General features: G+C 63.4%; 20 protein-coding genes, 1 pseudogene and 1 riboswitch. Of the genes and pseudogenes, 17 read left to right on the forward strand and 4 right to left on the reverse strand.

The genetic code is table 11. The features are described 5' to 3' along the window. Positions 1 to 139 precede the first annotated feature (139 nt). From P3T43_RS17530 to P3T43_RS17540, 3 genes are all read left to right on the forward strand, one after another. On the forward strand, positions 140 to 919 hold the full coding sequence (locus tag P3T43_RS17530) for a DeoR/GlpR family DNA-binding transcription regulator (RefSeq protein ID WP_429282300.1): 780 nt from the start codon (positions 140 to 142) through the stop codon (positions 917 to 919). 347 nt (positions 920 to 1,266) lie between these two features. Continuing rightward, positions 1,267 to 1,464 (forward strand): hypothetical protein, encoded by a 198-nt coding sequence (locus P3T43_RS17535; protein WP_429282301.1) that lies wholly within the window; start codon positions 1,267 to 1,269, stop codon positions 1,462 to 1,464. 141 nt (positions 1,465 to 1,605) lie between these two features. Next, positions 1,606 to 1,980 (forward strand): TetR-like C-terminal domain-containing protein, encoded by a 375-nt coding sequence (locus tag P3T43_RS17540; protein ID WP_429282323.1) that lies wholly within the window; start codon positions 1,606 to 1,608, stop codon positions 1,978 to 1,980. Here the strand turns inward: P3T43_RS17540 and P3T43_RS17545 are convergent. After that, positions 1,977 to 2,351 (reverse strand): hypothetical protein, encoded by a 375-nt coding sequence (locus P3T43_RS17545; RefSeq protein ID WP_429282302.1) that lies wholly within the window; start codon positions 2,349 to 2,351, stop codon positions 1,977 to 1,979. The two genes, P3T43_RS17540 and P3T43_RS17545, sit on opposite strands and share 4 nt — an antisense overlap. 178 nt (positions 2,352 to 2,529) lie before the next feature. Between P3T43_RS17545 and glpD the strand changes: the two genes are divergently transcribed. The 4 genes from glpD to P3T43_RS17565 all read left to right on the forward strand — a co-directional run bounded on the left by glpD (position 2,530) and on the right by P3T43_RS17565 (position 7,545). Next, positions 2,530 to 4,089, forward strand: coding sequence for a glycerol-3-phosphate dehydrogenase (glpD, locus tag P3T43_RS17550; RefSeq protein ID WP_429282303.1), 1,560 nt, complete (start codon positions 2,530 to 2,532; stop codon positions 4,087 to 4,089). Between the two features lie 320 nt (positions 4,090 to 4,409). Further along, the gene (gene glpK / locus P3T43_RS17555) at positions 4,410 to 5,909 is read left to right on the forward strand and encodes a glycerol kinase GlpK (protein WP_429282304.1); all 1,500 of its coding nucleotides are present in this window, start codon (positions 4,410 to 4,412) and stop codon (positions 5,907 to 5,909) included. A gap of 124 nt (positions 5,910 to 6,033) precedes the next feature. Further along, entirely contained in the window at positions 6,034 to 6,741 is a 708-nt protein-coding gene (locus P3T43_RS17560; protein WP_074300737.1) for an MIP/aquaporin family protein, read from the forward strand. Positions 6,742 to 6,858: 117 nt separating this feature from the next. After that, positions 6,859 to 7,545, forward strand: a complete 687-nt coding sequence (locus tag P3T43_RS17565; RefSeq protein WP_429282324.1) for an HAD family hydrolase — start codon at positions 6,859 to 6,861, stop codon at positions 7,543 to 7,545. A gap of 88 nt (positions 7,546 to 7,633) precedes the next feature. Here the strand turns inward: P3T43_RS17565 and ribB are convergent, their stop codons facing one another. The 3 genes from ribB to P3T43_RS17580 form a co-directional block, all read right to left on the reverse strand. Next, positions 7,634 to 8,353: a 3,4-dihydroxy-2-butanone-4-phosphate synthase gene (gene ribB / locus P3T43_RS17570; protein ID WP_429282305.1), complete on the reverse strand. Its 720-nt coding sequence runs from the start codon at positions 8,351 to 8,353 to the stop codon at positions 7,634 to 7,636. Positions 8,354 to 8,496: 143 nt separating this feature from the next. Then, a riboswitch (FMN riboswitch) is annotated at positions 8,497 to 8,686 on the reverse strand. Positions 8,687 to 8,793: 107 nt separating this feature from the next. Then, positions 8,794 to 9,477 (reverse strand): helix-turn-helix domain-containing protein, encoded by a 684-nt coding sequence (locus P3T43_RS17575; RefSeq protein WP_429282306.1) that lies wholly within the window; start codon positions 9,475 to 9,477, stop codon positions 8,794 to 8,796. A 145-nt stretch (positions 9,478 to 9,622) separates the two neighbouring features. Continuing rightward, positions 9,623 to 10,795, reverse strand: a complete 1,173-nt coding sequence (locus P3T43_RS17580; protein WP_429282307.1) for an MFS transporter — start codon at positions 10,793 to 10,795, stop codon at positions 9,623 to 9,625. Positions 10,796 to 10,953: 158 nt separating this feature from the next. On the opposite strand from P3T43_RS17580, the gene P3T43_RS17585 reads away from it, so the two are divergent. The 10 genes and pseudogenes from P3T43_RS17585 (at position 10,954) to P3T43_RS17630 (ending at position 19,323) form a co-directional block, all read left to right on the forward strand. Next, a complete protein-coding gene (locus P3T43_RS17585) occupies positions 10,954 to 11,925 on the forward strand; it encodes a LysR family transcriptional regulator (RefSeq protein WP_429282308.1) in 972 nt (323 codons plus the stop codon). A 152-nt stretch (positions 11,926 to 12,077) separates the two neighbouring features. Further along, positions 12,078 to 13,451 (forward strand): tRNA (N6-isopentenyl adenosine(37)-C2)-methylthiotransferase MiaB, encoded by a 1,374-nt coding sequence (gene miaB, locus P3T43_RS17590; protein ID WP_429282309.1) that lies wholly within the window; start codon positions 12,078 to 12,080, stop codon positions 13,449 to 13,451. A gap of 34 nt (positions 13,452 to 13,485) precedes the next feature. Next, complete coding sequence (locus tag P3T43_RS17595; protein ID WP_429282310.1) at positions 13,486 to 14,547, forward strand: PhoH family protein; 1,062 nt, start codon at positions 13,486 to 13,488, stop codon at positions 14,545 to 14,547. A 36-nt stretch (positions 14,548 to 14,583) separates the two neighbouring features. Beyond that, entirely contained in the window at positions 14,584 to 15,045 is a 462-nt protein-coding gene (gene ybeY, locus P3T43_RS17600) for an rRNA maturation RNase YbeY (RefSeq protein WP_429282311.1), read from the forward strand. Between the two features lie 25 nt (positions 15,046 to 15,070). Further along, positions 15,071 to 15,742 (forward strand): gamma-glutamylcyclotransferase, encoded by a 672-nt coding sequence (locus P3T43_RS17605; RefSeq protein ID WP_429282312.1) that lies wholly within the window; start codon positions 15,071 to 15,073, stop codon positions 15,740 to 15,742. Between the two features lie 255 nt (positions 15,743 to 15,997). After that, positions 15,998 to 16,894: an HlyC/CorC family transporter gene (locus P3T43_RS17610; protein WP_429282313.1), complete on the forward strand. Its 897-nt coding sequence runs from the start codon at positions 15,998 to 16,000 to the stop codon at positions 16,892 to 16,894. A 34-nt stretch (positions 16,895 to 16,928) separates the two neighbouring features. After that, positions 16,929 to 18,599 (forward strand): apolipoprotein N-acyltransferase, encoded by a 1,671-nt coding sequence (gene lnt / locus P3T43_RS17615; RefSeq protein WP_429282314.1) that lies wholly within the window; start codon positions 16,929 to 16,931, stop codon positions 18,597 to 18,599. Between the two features lie 89 nt (positions 18,600 to 18,688). Next, a pseudogene (locus P3T43_RS17620) lies at positions 18,689 to 19,006 on the forward strand (helix-turn-helix domain-containing protein); the annotation flags it as partial. An 80-nt stretch (positions 19,007 to 19,086) separates the two neighbouring features. Continuing rightward, positions 19,087 to 19,239, forward strand: coding sequence for a hypothetical protein (locus P3T43_RS17625; protein ID WP_429282315.1), 153 nt, complete (start codon positions 19,087 to 19,089; stop codon positions 19,237 to 19,239). A 36-nt stretch (positions 19,240 to 19,275) separates the two neighbouring features. After that, the gene (locus P3T43_RS17630) at positions 19,276 to 19,323 is read left to right on the forward strand and encodes a hypothetical protein (protein ID WP_429282325.1); all 48 of its coding nucleotides are present in this window, start codon (positions 19,276 to 19,278) and stop codon (positions 19,321 to 19,323) included. Positions 19,324 to 19,425 lie beyond the last annotated feature (102 nt).

A 19,425-nucleotide genomic window follows, 5' to 3' on the forward strand; every position in this document is an offset into this window, starting at 1 on the left:
GGTCGGCCGCGATCTTATGCATGTCGCCTACGCTGGCGGACATCGCGCGAGTTGGTCTTACAATAGCTCACCGTACAACGCTCGTTTCTGGCGCTCGCCGCCGCACCCGGCGCCGACGCAACCACTTGACCCGAGACACATGACCCGAGACCCCCGCCTGACCCTCAACGCACGTCAACAGGAACTGCTCGAGTGGGTGCAACGCGACGGCTTCGTGACCGTGGACGACCTGGCTGCTCACTTCGACGTCACTCCGCAAACGATCCGGCGCGACGTCAACTGGCTGGCCGACATGAACCTGCTGCGCCGTTATCACGGCGGCGCCAGCCTGCCGACCAGTTCCGAGAACGTCTCGTACACCGCGCGGCAACGCATGTTCCATGACGAGAAACGGCGCATTGCGACGCTCGTCGCCACGCATATTCCCGATCAGGCGTCGCTGTTCATCAACCTGGGCACCACCACCGAAGAAGTCGCGCGTGCGCTGAACCGGCATCGCGGACTGCGTGTCATCACCAACAACCTGAACGTCGCCAGCATGATGAGCGGCTATCCGGACTGCGAAGTGCTGGTGACGGGTGGCATCGTGCGACCGTGGGACAAGGGGATCGTCGGCGAACTGGCGATCGAATTCATTCGCCAGTTCAAGGTGGATTTCGCGATCATCGGCACCTCGAGCATCGAAACCGACGGCACGCTGCGCGACTTCGACACCCGCGAGGTGCGGGTTGCCGAGGCGATCATCGAACATGCGCGTACGGTGTTCCTTGCCACGGATCATTCGAAGTTTGGGCGTCCGGCGCTGGTTCGCCAGGGCCACCTGAACCAGATCGACGCGCTCTTTACCGACGCCCCGCCGCCCGTCGACATGGTTGAAACGCTGGCAACGGCCGGCACCCAGGTTTATATCGCCGAGTGACAGGACGGCGCAGCGAGGGTGCGCGTGGCGGCCTTCGCTGCCCTCGACGCCAAACCACCCCAACGCTTTGCTGCACTGCACGCAAAACCTCGCGTGAAATCAAGGATTTACCCGCTGATCCAAACCGCCTCTGCGGGGTGCCATTGTCAAATGGAAAATTTTCGGGGAACGGTTTGGGATTCAGTGTGCGGTTGACTACACTCCAGTTCCCCGACGCCATTTTCACTGCGCGCCGGTCCGAATAGCGGGTACCCCGCCCGATCCTGTCGCGGATTCCGCTGCGCCTGCCGCCCCGCTGGCCAGCTGCCAACAAGGCCATCCGCGCAAAGCCTGACATGGAGAGAACGATGCTGAGTCCGCATGAATTCGCCACGTTGTTGCTCGTCAAGGATGCACCCAATCAGGTCGATATGGAACGAGAGGAGCTGGATGCGCTGTTCGAACGCCAGCTCGTTCAACTCGAAAAACTCGCCTCCGGCCTCAAGCAATGGCGCCTCACGGACATAGGCGATTCGGCGATCCGGGCCATCAAGCGTCTTTCCTAGTTCACTGTCGTGCCCCGGCGCATGACGTCAGCCCGATGATTCAACGCGCGCTCGTCCGCATGGAGTGAGCGCGCGTCTTCGCGCCAGCGTACGCCGCATCGAGCCACTTTCTCTGCGCTTCACCCCAGCCAGGGCAGCGCGCTGAGCGACGCCTACGTCGCGTTCGCCCTCGATGAACCGCATGTGTATCGTCTGATGTTCGATGTGCCTGAAACGAACAGCGCCGCACATCCGGAACTTGCGACCGCCTCGCATCGTGCGTGGCGATTGCTGGGGGCCCATTTCGAGCCGCTCGTGGCGGCGGGACGACTCGAGGGGGATCCACGGCTGATTGCCTACGCCTACTGGGCCAGTCTGCATGGCTTTGCGATGTTGGCGCTTGCAAACCAGCTGCCACTGCCAGAAGGACAACAGAGCGCGGTGAAAGACGGAGCGCAGCCTACTCCGACGCGCGAAGCCGTGCTGGCGCAGCTTCGCTCGATGCTATGGCGCGGCGCGTTGGCGCAAACGGCTTAACCACTACGCAGCGTCGGATCCACCGCCGCCCGCCAGCTCAACGCGCGGGCCCGCTGATCCAGGAAATACGCCACCCACTGATTACGCGCCTGCGGATCGCTGCTGGTGCCAAGCGTCGAGTAATGCTGCGCAATCGATGCCTGGAACGCGCAGTAATCGGCCGTCGACACCTTGCCCCGGCGGCTGGCGATATATGCGTCGTAGAACGTCGTATAGACCGACTGCGCGTCGTTGCCGTAGTCCACCGGCGCGGCGCTGCACATCTGCTGCAATGCCGCGAACGACGGTGCGCCAAAGCTGCCGTCCAGGCTCGGCGTACTCACGCATCCCGCCAGCAACGCCGCCGCGCCCATGACCCAGAGTCCCCGCATGTTTCACCTCGATATGGCTATTGCCGTGAGTATCGTCGGTGATGCGCCGTTGCGCTACACCCCGAGTCTAATGTTCATACAACTCGAACTTTACTTTTTCGATATTGTTCATTAAAGTTCGCAAACGAACACTATCGGTTCGATAGGTTTTCTTTACATGACGTAGGGGACACAGCAGGTGACGCAAGGCTCCAGATACGATTTGCTCGTCGTGGGCGGCGGGATCAACGGCGCAGGCATCGCTCGCGATGCCGCGGGGCGCGGCCTGTCCGTGCTGCTCTGCGAACAGGACGATCTCGCGGCGCATACGTCGTCGGCCAGCACGAAACTCATTCATGGCGGCCTGCGCTATCTCGAGTACCGCGAGTTCGGACTCGTGCGCAAAGCGCTGCAGGAACGCGAAACGCTGTTGCGCGCAGCGCCGCACATCATGTGGCCGCTGCGCTTCGTGATGCCCCACATGCCGAACCTGCGCCCCGCGTGGATGATCCGCGCCGGGCTGTTCCTCTACGATCACCTCGCACGCCGCGAGTTGCTGCCGGGCTCGCGCGGTATCGACATGCGCCGCCATCCGGCCGGCGCGCCGCTGATCGAATCGATCAAGCGCGGCTTCGTCTATTCCGATGGCTGGGTCAACGACGCCCGGCTCGTCGTCCTGAATGCGCTCGACGCCGAAGAGCACGGCGCAACCGTGCTCACGCGTACCAAACTGGTCAACGCAGTGCGCGCCGGCGGCGAATGGCATGCGCAACTGCGCCGCGCCGACGGTAGCCCACTCGACGTGCGGGCCGGTTCAATTGCCAACGCAGCCGGCCCGTGGGTGGGCGAGCTGCTGCACGGCGCGCTGGGTCGCGACGCGAACCATAGCGTGCGGCTGGTCAAAGGCAGCCACATCGTCGTGCCGCGCCTGTTCGAACACGATCACGCCTATATCTTCCAGAATCCGGACAAGCGGATCATCTTCGCGATCCCGTACGAGCACGACTACACGCTGATCGGCACCACGGATATCGAATATCGCGGCGACCCCGCACAGGTCGCGATCAATGCCGACGAAACGCAATACCTGTGCGATTCGATCAACCGCTATTTCAAGCAGCAGATCACGCCGTCCGATGTGCGCTGGACCTATTCGGGCGTCCGTCCGCTGCTCGAGGAAGAAGGCGCGGACAACCCGTCCGCCGTCACGCGCGATTACCGCCTCGAACTCGACGCGCCTGCCGGCGAAGCACCGCTGCTATCGGTGTTCGGCGGCAAGATCACGACCTTTCGAAAGCTCGCGGAAGAAGCCGTCGACGAACTCGGCCGCGCGCTGCACAATCCGGCTCCGGCCTGGACTGCCGGCGCACCACTGCCCGGCGGCGATATTCCGCAAGCGAATTTCGAACGATTCCTTACCCAGTTCAAGCAGCAACACGCCTGGCTGCCAGCTGATCTCGCACACCGCTATGCGCGGGCGTACGGCACGCGGGCGAAGCACGTAACGGATGAAGCGAAGTCGCTCGCCGAACTGGGTCGCGCCTTCGCGCCCGGACTTTACGAGTCAGAACTGCGTTATCTGCGCGATACCGAATGGGCCCGCAGCGCGCAAGACGTCTTGTGGCGTCGCTCGAAGCTCGGTCTGCATGTCGAGCCCGGCACGCTTGCGAGCGTCACGCGTGACATCGACGACTGGTTCGCCCGCTCGCCCGTCGAGCGCAGCCCGTCGAAGCAAGTCACGACGAGTCAGCACGCATAGGCGCATAGAGGCAGGCATTAGCGCGATCGAACACGGCCAGACAAGCTTGAGCACGTGAGTACGCAGTCGCACCAGGGAAGCAGTAGCAGTACGGAAGCAGTAGCATCAGAAGCATCAGCAATCAGTACAACCAGGCAGTGAATAGCACATCACGTCCGGCGTAGACGTGAGCAATACAAGGCACAGATAACACCGCATTCCAGAGCACCGCATGGCAACTGGAATGCACGAAGTCGTAGCAGTTGCAGCATCCGGAACCGAAAGTCGTTCCCGTTGCCGGATCGCCGATCCGGTAAATCTAAAAACATGGAGAAGAGACAATGCAGGGTCAGTACATCCTCGCGCTTGATCAAGGCACCACCAGTTCACGCGCGATGCTTTTCGACCGTCAGGGCAACGTTATCTCGACGGCCCAGAAGGAATTCCAGCAAATCTATCCGCGTCCGGGCTGGGTCGAACATGACCCGCAGGAAATCTGGTCGACCCAGGCGGGCGTCGCGGCCGAAGCCGTCACGCGCGCGGGCTTGAATGGCACGTCGATCGCTGCCATCGGCATCACGAACCAGCGCGAAACCACCATCGTGTGGGACCGCGAAACCGGCCAGCCCATCTATAACGCCATCGTCTGGCAGGACCGCCGCACGGCCGATTTCTGCGACGAACTGAAAGCGCAGGGGCTGGAAGAGAAAGTCCGCGCCAAAACCGGTCTGCCGATCGACTCGTATTTCTCGGCTACCAAGATCCGCTGGATTCTCGACAACGTCGAGGGTGCGCGCGACAAGGCGAAGCAAGGCCGTCTCGCGTTCGGCACCGTGGATAGCTGGCTGGTGTGGAACTTCACCCAGCACGGTCTGCACGTCACCGACGTCACCAACGCGTCGCGCACCATGCTCTTCAACATCCACACGCTGCAGTGGGACGACGAACTGCTGCAGGCGCTCGACATTCCGCGCAGCATGCTGCCGGAAGTGCGTGCGTCATCGGAAGTCTACGGGCCGACCAGGACCACCGTGTTCGCCTCGAAGATCCCGCTCGCCGGTATCGCAGGCGACCAGCATGCCGCGTTGTTCGGCCAGATGTGCACGAAGTCGGGCATGGTGAAAAACACCTACGGCACGGGCTGCTTCCTCGTCATGAACACCGGCGACAAGCCGATCGAATCGAAGAACAACCTCATCACGACGATCGCCTGGCAGATCGGCGATCAGGTCAACTACGCGCTCGAAGGCAGCATCTTCATCGGCGGCGCCGTGGTGCAATGGCTGCGCGATGGACTGGGCATCATCAGGAATGCTGCGGATATCGAAGCACTCGCGCGCACTGTGCCGCATGGCGACGGCGTGTATCTGGTGCCGGCTTTCGCAGGCCTCGGCGCACCGCATTGGAATGCGCGTGCACGTGGCACGATGTTCGGTGTCACGCGCGGCACGACCTCCGCGCATATCGCCCGCGCCGCGCTCGATTCGATCGCCTACCAGTCGCTCGATGTGCTGAAGGCAATGGAAGCCGACTCGGGCATCCGCATCGGCGAGTTGCGCGTCGACGGCGGCGCCTGCGCTAACAATCTGTTGATGCAGTTTCAGGCCGACATGCTCGGCGTCGACGCGGTCCGCCCGAAGATCAGCGAAACGACCGCACTGGGTGCCGCGTATCTGGCCGGTCTCGCGGTGGGCTACTGGAAGGACGTGAACGAACTGCAGAGCCAGTGGGCGCTGGATCGCCGCTTCACGCCGGATATGGAGCCGGGCGAAGTCGAGCGCAATCTGGCCGGCTGGCAGCGTGCGGTCCGTGCGGCGAAGGCCTGGGCCGATACGCCCTGATCACTCTGACGCACCGACTGCACCGGGTGCACGCCTGCGAGCGTGCATCCATTGACACAAACTAGAGGCCAAAAAGCCGCGTCCGAGGCGGCTTTCCTGACAAATATATTTTGGATAACCAATCATGTCACCTTACATTGCCGAATTCATCGGCACAGCGATGCTCGTCCTGCTGGGCAACGGGGCCGTCGCCAACGTGTTGCTCGCCCGCACCAAAGGCAAGGGCGCCGATCTGATCGTCATCGTGATGGGCTGGGCGATGGCGGTCTTCATCGCGGTCTTCATGACGGCCTCGTTCAGCGGCGCGCACCTGAATCCGGTCGTGACGATCAGCCTCGCGCTGGCCGGCAAGTTTGCGTGGAGCAAGGTAGGCGGCTATATCGCGGCACAGATGCTCGGCGGCATGGCCGGCGCCGGTCTCGTGTGGATGGCTTACCGCCAGCACTTCGAGAAGGAAACGGACGCCGACATCAAGCTGGGCGTGTTCTGCACGGCCCCGGCAATTCGCAGCGCCCCGCATAACTTCCTCACCGAAATGATCTGTACGTTCGTGCTGATTCTCGGCGTGCTGTATCTGGCTTCGCCGCAAGTCGGGCTGGGCGCGCTGGATGCGCTGCCGGTCGGTCTGCTGGTGCTCGGCATCGGCATTTCGCTCGGCGGCCCGACCGGCTACGCCATGAGCCCGGCGCGCGATCTGTCGCCGCGTCTGATGCACGCGCTGCTGCCGATCCCCGGCAAGCGCGACAGCGACTGGCGCTACGCATGGGTTCCGGTGATGGGGCCGCTCGCAGGCGGTGCGGCTGCCGCATGGATCTACCTGCACGTTCATTGATACGCACGTCAACGGGGAGCGAAACGCCGCGCAGACGCCAGCAAAGCACGTATCATGGTGCTTTCAAGTTTGCGCGCGGGCCTCGCGGCCCAGGCGCCTCTCGCTCCCTGTTCCGGCATGATCGACCATCTCATCTGTGACTGCGACGGCGTTCTCGTTGACAGTGAAGTAATCGCCGACCACGTACTCTTCGAAACGCTTTCGGCCACCTTTCCTGGCCTCGACTTCACCAGTGCGGTGAAGACCGCGTTCGGCCAGCAGACCTCCCGCTTTCTCGCCAGTATCGAAGCGTCGTTCGACATCAAACTGCCCGCGGATTTTCTCGAAACGGTCGAACACAACGTCGAACTCGCGCTCGGCTCCAGGCTCACCGCGGTAGGCGGCGTGCGCGAGGCGCTGCAGCGCGTGCCGTTGCCGGCTGCGGTCGTATCGAATAGCCGCATGAAGCGCGTGCAGGCTTCCGTGCGGCGTGCCGGGCTCCAGCAGGTGTTCGGCGAACGTGTCTTCAGCGCCGAACAGGTGTCTCGACCCAAGCCCTATCCCGATGTCTATCTGTTCGCCGCGCAGCAGCTTGGTGTTGACCCGGCCAGGTGTCTGGTGGTGGAAGACAGCGTCGCCGGGCTCAACGCCGCGCGTGCGGCCGGCATGAAGACGATCGCCTTCGTCGGCGCGAGTCATATTCCGGATGGTTATGCGGATGCGCTGCGCAAGATGGGCATGACGCGCATCATGGAGCATATGGATGAACTGCCGGCGCTCGTCGAAGCAGGCGTGCGCGGCGAGTTCGGAGACGTGCAGTCGTAAGGGCGGCGCTCGTCGCGCGCCAAACCCCACATCAAAACTTGGATTGCGTGCAGAACCCGCGCTGAGCGTGCGCGGGTTCTGCCTTGCGTCACACTTCGTCCACGCAAACCTCACGGGCGGCCGCCAGCGCCTCACGAAATTCCACCAGTTCGGCGATCGTCAGCATCGGCAGATTGTGTTGCGCGGCGAAACGCTCGACATCCGCGCCGCGCGTCATCGTGCCGTCTGCGTTCATCAGTTCGCACAGCACGCCCGCAGGCTCGAGGCCGGCGAGCACCGCCAGATCGACGGTCCCCTCCGTGTGGCCGCGCCTTGCCAGCACGCCGCCGGGCATTGCCCGCAGCGGGAACACGTGACCCGGGCTGACGATATCGGTCGGCTTGGCTTTCCGCGCAATCGCAGCGCGAATCGTCGTCACGCGGTCTGCGGCGCTGACGCCGGTCGTCACACCTTCACGCGCTTCGATGGATACGGTAAACGCCGTGCCATGGCGGCTCTCGTTGTTGACGGCCATCGGCGGCAATTGCAGCGCGCGGATCTTGTCGTCGGGCAGGCACAGGCAGACGATGCCGCTGCATTCGCGGATCAGCAACGCCATTGTCTCGTTGGTGAGACGTTCGGCGGAGACGATCAGATCGGCTTCGTTCTCGCGGTCGTGGTCATCCTGCAGGACTACAGCGCGACCATCGCGCATGGCTTGCAAGGCAGCGGCGATGCGCGGCGGAAGCGCTTCGGTGGCGAGCTGGGGGAGATCGGCGAACGCGTCTTCCGCGATCGTCGTAGGGGCAGGAAAAGTAGCAAAGGACATGTGAAACGCTCTCGCAAAAGTTGGGCGAAAAACGTTTCAGGGCATTGCAAACAGGCAGCACTCGCCCCGGCGGACGTCCAATTCGAACGCCCACGCTCCGCCCAGACATACGGGCAGCGCAGCGGGGACTGACATGACTATCTGCACATCTTCTTCCATCCGGACTATGACCGTCGGCTCTGGCATCGCACCAGATCTGCTGACCCCATGTTGCCTGCGCCTCCGGTGTTCCGAAGGCGTTGACGACGCGGGCGCTCGCGGGCTCGCTGGCAAGTGCGATTGCACTGCCCGCATACCGCCGGTGGGGAATTTCACCCCGCCCTGAAGACGCACTGATTGCCGGAATTTCCGGCAGGAGAAGCATACAACAGCTACGTCCGGTCTGCAGCGTAGCGGATACGGGTTAGAAAGAGGCCTCGCTGGGCACCGCGTTCACGCCGTTAAAGCGGCGTGGCGTGACGCGCAGGATCGTGCGGCACATCCCAGCGCGGCGGTGTTTCCGCATTCAGCGTCACGCTAAACGCACGGACTTCGGTGTCGCCGGGATTGCGCAGGCTATGCGGCTGGTCGGCGTCGAAGACAATGGCGTCGCCGGTCGCCAGCAACTGGCGCTGATCGTGCACGCTGACTTCCAGCGTGCCTTCGCTCACCACCAGATTGATCGTGGTACCCGGCGCGCGACGCACACCCGGCTCGGTGTGCAACGGTGCAATCCGTAGCTCATGAAATTCGGCGGTCGCCGGCTCCGCATCGGGATACAGCGGCCGGGCGGAATAGCGGCCGTTCGAGCTGACGAGGCGGGTAGCCCGGTCAGCCGGCAGATGCTCGAAACCATTGTTGGCGTGCCGGCGCAGAAACGCCGCCACGGAGACCTTCAAGGCCGCCGCGACCTTGCACAACACCTTGATCGACGGCACGCTGCGCGCCGATTCGATCTGCGCCAGCATGGCGCGGGACACGCCCGAGGCGCGCGCCAGTGCGTCGAGCGACAGTTGCCGTTCGGCCCGCAAACGGGCGAGATTGACGCCAACCAGATGTTCCAACGCATCGAAGGGTTCCGCGGCCCGCGGCCCTTCGGGACCGTCAATCGCGGGATCGCGAACCAGCGCAAGCGGGGAATGCATGAGTGCCTCCAGTAGCGCCGCCACATGGCGCACAAAGGGTTAGTGGAGGCAAGATAGCACTGCGATTCATTACGCCCAACGAAGTTATCTTCACACTGTTATCAGTATTGCGGAGGGCGATTCTGGCAAAGCTTGTGCGGTTTTTTCATATCGCCTCGCCGAGCGCGCCCTTGCGGACCGGCGCATCCATGCGCGCCGCCATCCACGTCAACAACAGCGCTGCGATGGACACCGCCGCCGCCACCCACGGCAGCGCGTCGAGCCCCATGCCGTGGCCGATGGCCATTCCGCCGAGCCACGCGCCTCCCGCATTGCCGAGATTGAAAGCGCCGATGTTCAGCGTCGACGCCAGATTCGGCGCGGCCGTCGCCTTTTCGACCACGCGCATCTGCAACGGGGGCACCGTCGCGAACGCGGCGATTCCCCAGACGAAAATCGTCACCGCTGCGGCCACCTGCGAATGACTGGTGCGCGTGAAGATTGCCATTACCACGGCAAGCGCCAGCAGAATGCCCATCAATGACGGCATCAGCGCGCGGTCCGCAAGCTTGCCGCCGACCGTGTTGCCGATCGTCAGACCCACGCCGAACAGCACGAGAACCAGCGTGACGCCGCGCGGCGAGAAGCCGCTCACCTGTTCGAGGATCGGCGCGATGTAGGTGAACACGACGAACACGCCGCCGAAACCCACGATGGTCATCGCCAGCGCCATCCAGACCTGCGGATCCTTGAGCACGCGTACTTCGTGGGCGAGGCCGGCCGGTCCCGTGTCGTGTCTGTTCGGCACCAGTGCCGCGATCCCGGCCAGCGAGGCCACCCCAAGCGCGGCCACGACCCAGAACGCCATGCGCCAGCCGAATTGCTGGCCGATAAAAGTGCCGAACGGCACGCCCAGCACGTTGGCGAGCGTGAGCCCGGTGAACATCAGCGCAATCGCGCTGGCGCGCTTTTCCTGCGGCACCAGCGACGCAGCAACCACCGCGCCGATGCCGAAGAACGAGCCGTGCGCAAACGACGTCACGACGCGCGCGATCATCAGCACCGAGTAGTCCGAGGCCACCGCGCACAGCACGTTACCGACGATAAACACGCCCATCAGCAACTGCAGCGCCAGCTTGCGCGGCATCTTGCTCGTCACCACGGCAAGCAGCGGCGCGCCGACCGCCACGCCCAGGGCGTACCCGCTGACCAGCAAACCAGCGGACGGAATCGACACCGCCAGGTCGCGCGCGACTTCGGGCAGCAAGCCCATGATGACGAATTCGGTGGTGCCGATGGCGAAGGCGCTGATGGCTAGCGCAAGAAGCGGAATGGGCATGGCAAAACTCGGGTTGCGTGGTGGAGATCGAACGTGGTCCCTGCAAGCCGGCGTTTCACACCGGCGAGGGAATTTCAGTAGGCGCATTCTCGCGGCCACGCACCAATTTGAGAATAGGCGTAGCATTTGAATCATTTTCAAATTATTTCGAATAATCGATGGATAACCTCGGCGACATCCGCCTCTTCGTCGAAGCGGCGCAGTTAGGCAGCCTGTCGGCAGCAGGCCGCAAGCTGGGGCTCACGCCGGCCGCGGCCAGCGCCCGTTTGAGCAAGCTTGAAACCGGCCTGAAATCGCGTTTGTTCGAGCGCACCACCCGCCAGTTGCGCCTCACCGACGAAGGCCGTCTGTACCTGAACTGCTGCCGCCAGGCGCTGACCGCGCTCGACGATGCCGAAGCCTTGCTGCAGGCGGGTCAGAACGTGGTGCGCGGCAAGGTGCGCATTTCGGCGACGTCGGACTTCGGGCGCAATCTGCTGATGCACTGGCTCGACGAGTTCAACGTCCTGTACCCCGAGGTGACGTTCGCGTTGACGCTGTCGGATTCGCTGTCGAACCTCGTCCAGGAAGACATCGACCTCGCGATCCGCTTCGGCGTGCCGCAGGACAGTTCGCTGATTGCCCGGCCACTGGCGCCCAACCGGCGCGTGGTGTGCGCCTCGCCCGAGTACATCGCGCGGCATGGCGAGCCGAAGGACCCGCTCGATCTGGCGCGCTTTGACTGCATCGTGCTGGGCACGGCATCCGGCCCTGCCAACGAATGGCGCTTCACCCGCGGCGACGAAGTCCAGCACTACACCGTGCCGCTGGAGCGCGCCCGTGAAACCAACGACGGCGCGGTCGCCCGCGTATGGGCACTGCGCGGCTACGGCGTCGTGGTGAAATCCATGTGGGATGTGGAAGCGGATCTGCGTTCAGACGGCCTGAAGGTCCTGCTGCCCGACTGGCGCTATCCGGATGCGCCGCTGCACGCGCTGTATCACCGCAACCGCTTCATGGCGCCGCGCGTGCGCGTGCTGCTGGATGTCCTCGCCGAACGTTTCGCGCAGGTGTCCGATGAACTGGAGAGCCTGCTCGGCCTGCCCGTGCCGCGGCCGCCGAATAAATCCGCACGTGGTGAAGGGCTATAATATTGAGTTACGCTGCAAACGTGTCGCAGACATGCCGCCACGGCGCCCTCCGGCCGCTGGCGTGGCATCGCGCCTTTGGCCCGCACACGTTTTCGCCTCTCTTCACTCTTTAACGACGCCCCCAGATAAACCACTGCGACCGGCGAAAATCGATGACCAAGAAAGTTTATGTAAAGACCCACGGCTGCCAGATGAACGAGTACGACTCCGACAAAATGGTCGACGTGCTCGGTGCGGCTGAGGGCCTCGTCAAGACCGACACCCCGGAAGACGCGGACATCATTCTTTTCAACACCTGCTCGGTGCGTGAAAAAGCGCAAGAAAAAGTCTTCTCCGAACTCGGCCGTGCGCGCGAGCTGAAAGAAGCGAATCCGAACCTGATTATCGGCGTGGGTGGCTGCGTGGCGAGCCAGGAAGGCGCGTCCATCATCGCCCGTGCGCCGTACGTGGATGTGGTGTTCGGCCCGCAAACCCTGCACCGTCTGCCGCAGATGATCGACAAGCGCCGCGAAAGCGGCCGCCCCCAGGTCGACATTTCGTTCCCCGAAATCGAAAAGTTCGACCACCTGCCGCCCGCGCGCGTCGATGGTCCGAGCGCGTTCGTGTCGATCATGGAAGGCTGCAGCAAGTACTGCAGCTACTGCGTCGTGCCGTACACGCGCGGCGAAGAAGTGTCGCGTCCGCTCGACGACGTGCTGACCGAAATCGCCGGCCTCGCCGACCAGGGCGTGCGCGAAGTCACGCTGCTCGGCCAGAACGTGAATGCCTACCGTGGCGGCCTGACGCTCGGCTCGTCCGAGATCGCCGACTTTGCGACGCTGATCGAATACGTCGCGGATATCCCCGGCATCGAACGGATCCGCTACACCACGTCGCATCCGAAGGAATTTACCCAGCGCCTGATCGATACGTACGCCAAGGTGCCGAAGCTCGTCAGCCATCTGCACCTGCCGGTGCAGCACGGTTCCGACCGCATTCTGATGGCGATGAAGCGCGGCTACACCGTGCTCGAATACAAGTCGGTCATCCGCAAGCTGCGGGCGATTCGTCCGGACCTGTCACTGTCCACGGACATGATCGTCGGCTTCCCCGGCGAGACCGAGGAAGACTTCGACAAGATGATGACGCTCATCCACGAGATGAAGTACGACACCAGCTTCTCGTTCATCTACAGCCCGCGGCCCGGCACACCGGCCGCGAACCTGCCCGACGACACGCCGCGTGAAGTGAAGCTCAAACGCCTGCAACATCTGCAGGCGACTATCGAGGAAAACGTCGCCCGCATCAGCGCGTCGATGGTCGGCAAGGTCGAGCGCATTCTGGTCGAACGGCCGGCGCGCAAGGACCCCAACGAACTCGCCGGGCGCACCGAAAACAACCGCGTGGTGAATTTCCCGGTGCCGGCGGCATCGCATGCGCGATTGATCGGACAAATGGTGGACGTGAAAATCGTTCAGGCGTACCCGCATTCGCTGCGTGGCGAACTCGTGCTGGTGCACGACGACGCGCCCGCCACCACCCATTAAGCGTACTGACTACCGACAGGATCGATCCACCGCCTTGAAGACCGCTCAGCAGCATCTGGAATTCACCGCACCGCACGAAGACAACGCGCGGCTCGCCAACCTCTGCGGACCGCTCGACGAAAACCTGCGGCAGATCGAGCAGGCGCTCGATGTCACGCTGCAACGTCGCGGACACCGCATCTCGATCCGCGGGCGCGGCGCCAAGCTGGCGCTCACTGCCCTCGAAAACTTCTACAACAACGCGCGCGATCCGCTGTCGGTCGACGACATCCAGCTTGCGCTGGTCGAGGCACGCCATCCGGCACGCGGCCGGACCAACGGCGCGGAGAGCCCGGACGCGCGCTTTCGTCACGACCCGGATCATCCGTTCGACGAACCCGCCGACAGCGGCGACGAAGACCTCGAAGCGCTCGGCCCGAAGCTGTACACGCGGCGCGCCGATCTGCGCGGCCGCACGCCGGCGCAGCGCGAATACCTGAAGCAGATCATCGCGCACGATGTGACCTTCGGCATCGGCCCGGCGGGTACCGGCAAGACATATCTTGCGGTGGCCTGTGCGGTGGATGCGCTGGAGCGCGATCAGGTCAAACGCATCGTGCTGACGCGTCCGGCAGTGGAAGCCGGCGAACGGCTCGGCTTTCTGCCGGGCGACCTCGCGCAGAAGGTCGACCCGTATCTGCGGCCTTTGTACGACGCGCTCTACGACCTGCTCGGCTTCGACAAAACCGCCAAGATGTTCGAGCGGCAGATGATCGAAATCGCGCCGCTCGCCTACATGCGCGGGCGCACGCTGAATCATGCGTTCATCATTCTGGACGAGGCGCAGAACACCACGCCCGAGCAGATGAAAATGTTCCTGACGCGGATCGGCTTTGGCTCGAAGGCCGTGGTGACGGGCGACACGACCCAGGTCGATTTGCCGCGCGGCCACAAGAGCGGCTTGATCGAAGCGCAGCAGGTACTGTCGAACGTACGTGGCATTGCCCTGACGCACTTCACCAGCGCCGACGTGGTGCGGCATCCGCTGGTGGCGCGTATTGTCGAGGCTTACGACGCGCACTCGCAGAAGAACGCCAATCCGGGCGATGCGCGCTGAATCCGCCACGCCCAGAACGCTACGACACCCAGACGCATGAGCCGCACCCCGAAACTGACCCTGAACCTGCAATTCCCCGCCGCCAAGGCGTGGCCGGAGCACAAGGCGATCCTGCCGCGTGCTACGGTCGCGAGCTGGATCAAGGCGGCGCTCTTTGCCGACGCGGAACTGACCGTGCGCCTCGTCGACGCGGAAGAAGGCCGCACGCTGAACCGCACCTATCGCGGCAAGGACTACTCCACCAACGTGCTCACCTTCGCCTATGCCGAGTCGGAAGACGATCCGGTGACGGGCGATCTGATCCTGTGTTGCCCCGTGGTCGAGAAGGAAGCCGCCGGGCAGGGCAAGCCGCTCGTCGAGCACTACGCGCATCTGGTGGTGCATGGCACGCTGCATGCGCAAGGCTACGATCACGAGGTCGAAGAGGAAGCGCAGGAAATGGAAGCGATCGAAACCGAGATCCTCGCCAAACTCGGCTTCCCCGACCCCTACCAATAAACGCCTGATCGCCGCCGGCACGAACGTGAGCGCCCTCTACCCCGAATCCGACGACCGCCCGCCCTGCCCCGGCTATCCGCCGGCGCTCGGCGAGTCGCGGCTCCTGACGGACGACGAATTGCGCGCCTCGCTGGACTGCACGTTGCGCGACTGGGACCGGTCCAGCGATCTGTGGCTGTTCGGCTATGGCTCGTTGATCTGGAATCCCGGAATGCCGACGCTCGAGGCCACGCGCTCCAAAGTGCATGGTTATCACCGCGGACTGTACCTATGGTCGCGGGTGAACCGCGGCACGCCGGAGCAGCCGGGCCTGGTGCTGGCGCTCGATCGTGGCGGCTCGTGCGTCGGCATTGCCTTCCGGCTCGCCGCCGAAGGGGCGATGCCGCATCTCGAAGCGCTCTGGCGCCGCGAGATGGCGATGGGTTCGTATCGGCCGGCGTGGCTGCCGTGCAATCTTGCCGATGGCCGGCGCGTCGACGCCCTCGCCTTCGTGATGCGTCGCGATGTGCCGAGCTACACCGGCAAGCTGACCGACGACATCGTACAAGCCGTGTTCGGCTGTGCCAGCGGGCGCTACGGCACGACCATCGACTACGTGAGCCGCACCGTCACCGCGCTACGCGAGAGCGGCATGCCGGACCGCGCGCTCGAAGCGTTGCTGGCGCGTTGTCGCGAAGCGCAAAGCGACGGCGGCTAGCCGGCGAGCGTCCCAGATGCGTCGCAGCGCGTCGCTTTTCGTCGCCACCACGAGCCTTACGCACAGCTTTCCCGCGCCGATTTTTGCTCGAATGGGCATCCGCTGGCGTTATCCGTTAGGATTGACCCAAGCGCCCGAGCACGCGGCGCGGCCGACTCATTCGCCGCCGAGCCCGGCAGGACACGGTCCTGCCATCTCCGTGGTGTATCCTTAATGCTCTGCAACAGCGCGCCCAGTCTCGCCGGGCGCATCACCATGAACGACACGTATCCCAGTCGACACCGAACTAGCGACAAACCTCAGGAAAAACGCTCCCTGCTTGAGCGTCTGACCGATTTCATCTCGCCCGAGCCCGACTCCCGCGGCGAACTTCTGGAAATTCTGCAGGATGCCCACGAGCGCAACCTGATCGACGCCGATTCGCTGTCGATGATCGAAGGGGTCTTCCAGGTCTCCGAACTGTGTGCGCGCGACATCATGATCCCGCGCGCCCAGATGGACGCGATCAACATCGCGGAAACGCCGGCCGAATTCATTCCTTACGTGCTGGAGAAAGCGCACTCGCGCTATCCGGTGTACGAAGGCAATCGCGACAACATCATCGGCGTGCTGCTCGCCAAAGATCTGCTGCGCTACTACGCGGAAGAGGAATTCGACGTGCGCGGCATGCTGCGCCCCGCGGTCTTCATTCCGGAGTCCAAGCGCCTGAACGTGCTGCTGCATGACTTTCGCGTGAATCACAATCACATTGCGATCGTCGTCGACGAATACGGCGGCGTCGCCGGTCTTATCACGATTGAAGACGTGCTGGAACAGATCGTCGGCGATATCGAGGACGAATACGATTTCGACGAGGAAAGCGGCAACATCATCGCCTCGCCGGATGGCCGCTACCGCGTGCGTGCGTTGACCGAAATCGAGCAGTTCAACGAAGCATTCGGCACGCAGTATTCGGACGAGGAAGTCGACACCATCGGCGGGCTCGTCACGCATCATTTCGGACGCGTGCCGCATCGTGGCGAAAAGGTTCGCATCGACGATCTGATCTTCGAGATCCTGCGCGGCGACGCGCGGCAGATCCACATGCTGCTGGTGCGACGCGATCCACTCGCGGGCCAGCGCGAGCGTGAAGCGCAGCACGTGCAGACCTGAACTCTTCTCTTTCTTCAATACCGACCGCGCAATAATGGCCGACCCGATCACTTCCCGTCTGCGCCGTAGCGTGGCGTCCGCCGTCGCGCAAGCGCCCGGCCGGGCGTTGCCGCGGTGGCACTACCTCGTCGCACTCCTCGCGGGTGCGGCGAACACGCTCTCGTTCGCGCCTACGCCGCATGGCGGCTGGCTCGAAGTGGCGATCTTCGCGTTCTTCTTTGCGTGGCTCACGCGCACGACCGGATGGAAAAGTGCCGCGTTGACGGGCGGTGCGTTCGGCTTCGGCAACTTCGTCACAGGTGTGTGGTGGCTGTACGTCAGCATGCACGACTACGGCGGGATGGCCGCGCCGTTGGCGGGCGCGGCCGTGGCGCTGTTTTCGCTGTATCTCGCCGTGTATCCAGCGTTGGCTGCGGGAGTGTGGTCTTTCTGTGCCGGGCACGCGCGCATCAGTGCGCTCGACGATCAGCCGTTTTCTCCGACGTGGCATGGGGCGTTTGCGTTCGCCAGTGCGTGGGCGGTCAGCGAATGGCTGCGGGGCTATGTGTTCACGGGATTTCCGTGGCTCGCCAGCGGTTACGCGCAGGTGGACGGGCCGCTCGCCGGCTTTGCGCCAATTGCCGGCGTGTATGGTGTGGGCTGGATGCTGGCGCTGGTGGCGGCGTTGATTGTGCAGGCGCTGGTGCGCATGCGCGAGCCTGCGGAGCTGCGCAAAGGCGCCACGCGCGCGGCCCGCGTCGCGCCGGCGGCGGCCGTCGCGGTGGCGCTCCTCGTAGCTGGCTTGTTGCTGCCGTTGGCCACGTGGACCGTGCCCGCCAATGCGCCGCTCAACGTCCGCCTGCTGCAAGGCAACGTCAAGCAGGAGATGAAATTCGAAGAGGCCGGCATGGTGGCCGCCATCAACGAATACCAGCAGATGATTACGGCCAAGCCCGCGGATCTGGTGGTCACGCCGGAGACGGCCATTCCGGTCGTTATTCAGGAGCTGCCGATGTCGTTTGACACGGCGGTTCGCAACTTTGTCGATACCACCGGCACTTCGGTTATTTTCGGCGCAATCGGCGGGACCATCACGCCCGAAGGCCGGCTGGTCGACTATACGAATAGCCTGTTCGGGATCACGCCGGGATCACGTGAGCTTTACCGCTACGACAAGCACCACCTGGTGCCGTTCGGCGAATTCATCCCGTGGGGCTTCCGCTGGTTCGTCGCGTTGATGAATATTCCGCTCGGCGACTTCGCACGTGGCGCGCCGGTGCAGAAGCCGTTCCTTGTGCATAACCAGCCGGTTGCGGTCGATATCTGCTACGAGGATATTTTCGGCGAAGAGATTGCACGTTCGATTCGTGAGAGCGATACGCCAGCGGGTGTGCTGGTCAACTCGACCAACCTAGCGTGGTTCGGCGATACGATCGCGCTGGATCAGCATCTGCAGATTGCGCGGATGCGCTCACTGGAGACGGGGCGGCCGATGCTGCGGGCGACGAACACTGGGACCACTGCGGCAATCGATGCACGCGGCAATGTGATTGCGCGGCTTGCGCCTTATACGGTTGGATCGATCGATGTCACGGTGCAAGGGACATCAGGGAATACGCCGTATGTGACGAGTGGGAATAACACCGTGCTGGCGGTGTCGCTGTTCTTGCTGGCGTTTGGGTTTGCGTTTGGGCCGGGGGCGCGTAGAAGGAATGGTGAGGGTTGAGGGGGTTCGCGTCCGTGTTGCGTGGGCGCTTGTCTCGCGAGATGTATCTTTTCTCGCTCTGAGAAAGGGGGGCTACCGCACGACTCGCCACCCTGCGCAAGCAGAAGGGCCTGACACAGCAGGCACTGTCCGACGCCATCGGCCTGCACATCACCCAGATCAAGCGCTATGAAGCCGGTACCTCGCAACCGTCCCTGGAGGCTATCAGGAAGATTGCCAGGACCTTGCGTGTAACCACCGATTCCCTGATTTTTGAGGAAGAGGAGCTTGAGGCCGACGCCGATCTGGCCATGCAGTTCCAGGCCATCGCCAGCATGCCCAGGAAGCAGCAGTCCGTTATCAAGCAACTGCTCGAAGGCATGATCATCAAGTACGAGGCTGAACGATGGTCGTCCAGACTGAAGTGATGTAAACGCAGCGCGGGCGATGAGTGCGTCAACACTCACCGCCCGCTGACCACCACCGACTCTTCACAGGAGAGTCGATCATGGCTGACGCCAATCATAAAGCACCACCGCCGCCCGTCACCGAACGGTCTGTCACCATCCAGGAATCCTGGCGCTACCAGAAACCGGCACGCCCGCCCTTCCATATGCGCAAGGAGCCGCCCGCCTTTCCGTGGATGAAACTCTCCGGATGATGGATCGCGACCGCCGGTTTCGAGCCCGGACAGCGCGTGCGTATCACCGCCGAGCACCAGCGGCTTATCATTACGCCGCTATAAATGCAGAGTAAGCGTCATTCGAAGGCCATATCGACATCGACGTTGAGAGTGTCCAAAGTGATGTCCATCACTTCGAGTAGTGGGGACCACTTTGATGACAGA

It is taken from the genome of Paraburkholderia sp. GAS41 (genome assembly GCF_050436545.1).
Lineage (GTDB): Bacteria > Pseudomonadota > Gammaproteobacteria > Burkholderiales > Burkholderiaceae > Paraburkholderia.

What these genes read in the sequence shown, in the direction of transcription:
- ribB (WP_429282305.1), bottom strand. Translation starts at nt 8,353, where the DNA reads ATGTCCTTTGCTACTTTTCCTGCCCCTACGACGATCGCGGAAGACGCG.
- P3T43_RS17565 (WP_429282324.1), top strand. Translation starts at nt 6,859, where the DNA reads ATGATCGACCATCTCATCTGTGACTGCGACGGCGTTCTCGTTGACAGT.
- P3T43_RS17625 (WP_429282315.1), top strand. Translation starts at nt 19,087, where the DNA reads ATGGCTGACGCCAATCATAAAGCACCACCGCCGCCCGTCACCGAACGG.
- P3T43_RS17575 (WP_429282306.1), bottom strand. Translation starts at nt 9,477, where the DNA reads ATGCATTCCCCGCTTGCGCTGGTTCGCGATCCCGCGATTGACGGTCCC.
- P3T43_RS17545 (WP_429282302.1), bottom strand. Translation starts at nt 2,351, where the DNA reads ATGCGGGGACTCTGGGTCATGGGCGCGGCGGCGTTGCTGGCGGGATGC.
- P3T43_RS17580 (WP_429282307.1), bottom strand. Translation starts at nt 10,795, where the DNA reads ATGCCCATTCCGCTTCTTGCGCTAGCCATCAGCGCCTTCGCCATCGGC.
- ybeY (WP_429282311.1), top strand. Translation starts at nt 14,584, where the DNA reads ATGAGCCGCACCCCGAAACTGACCCTGAACCTGCAATTCCCCGCCGCC.
- P3T43_RS17560 (WP_074300737.1), top strand. Translation starts at nt 6,034, where the DNA reads ATGTCACCTTACATTGCCGAATTCATCGGCACAGCGATGCTCGTCCTG.
- glpK (WP_429282304.1), top strand. Translation starts at nt 4,410, where the DNA reads ATGCAGGGTCAGTACATCCTCGCGCTTGATCAAGGCACCACCAGTTCA.
- P3T43_RS17610 (WP_429282313.1), top strand. Translation starts at nt 15,998, where the DNA reads ATGAACGACACGTATCCCAGTCGACACCGAACTAGCGACAAACCTCAG.
- P3T43_RS17535 (WP_429282301.1), top strand. Translation starts at nt 1,267, where the DNA reads ATGCTGAGTCCGCATGAATTCGCCACGTTGTTGCTCGTCAAGGATGCA.
- P3T43_RS17585 (WP_429282308.1), top strand. Translation starts at nt 10,954, where the DNA reads ATGGATAACCTCGGCGACATCCGCCTCTTCGTCGAAGCGGCGCAGTTA.
- P3T43_RS17530 (WP_429282300.1), top strand. Translation starts at nt 140, where the DNA reads ATGACCCGAGACCCCCGCCTGACCCTCAACGCACGTCAACAGGAACTG.
- miaB (WP_429282309.1), top strand. Translation starts at nt 12,078, where the DNA reads ATGACCAAGAAAGTTTATGTAAAGACCCACGGCTGCCAGATGAACGAG.
- lnt (WP_429282314.1), top strand. Translation starts at nt 16,929, where the DNA reads ATGGCCGACCCGATCACTTCCCGTCTGCGCCGTAGCGTGGCGTCCGCC.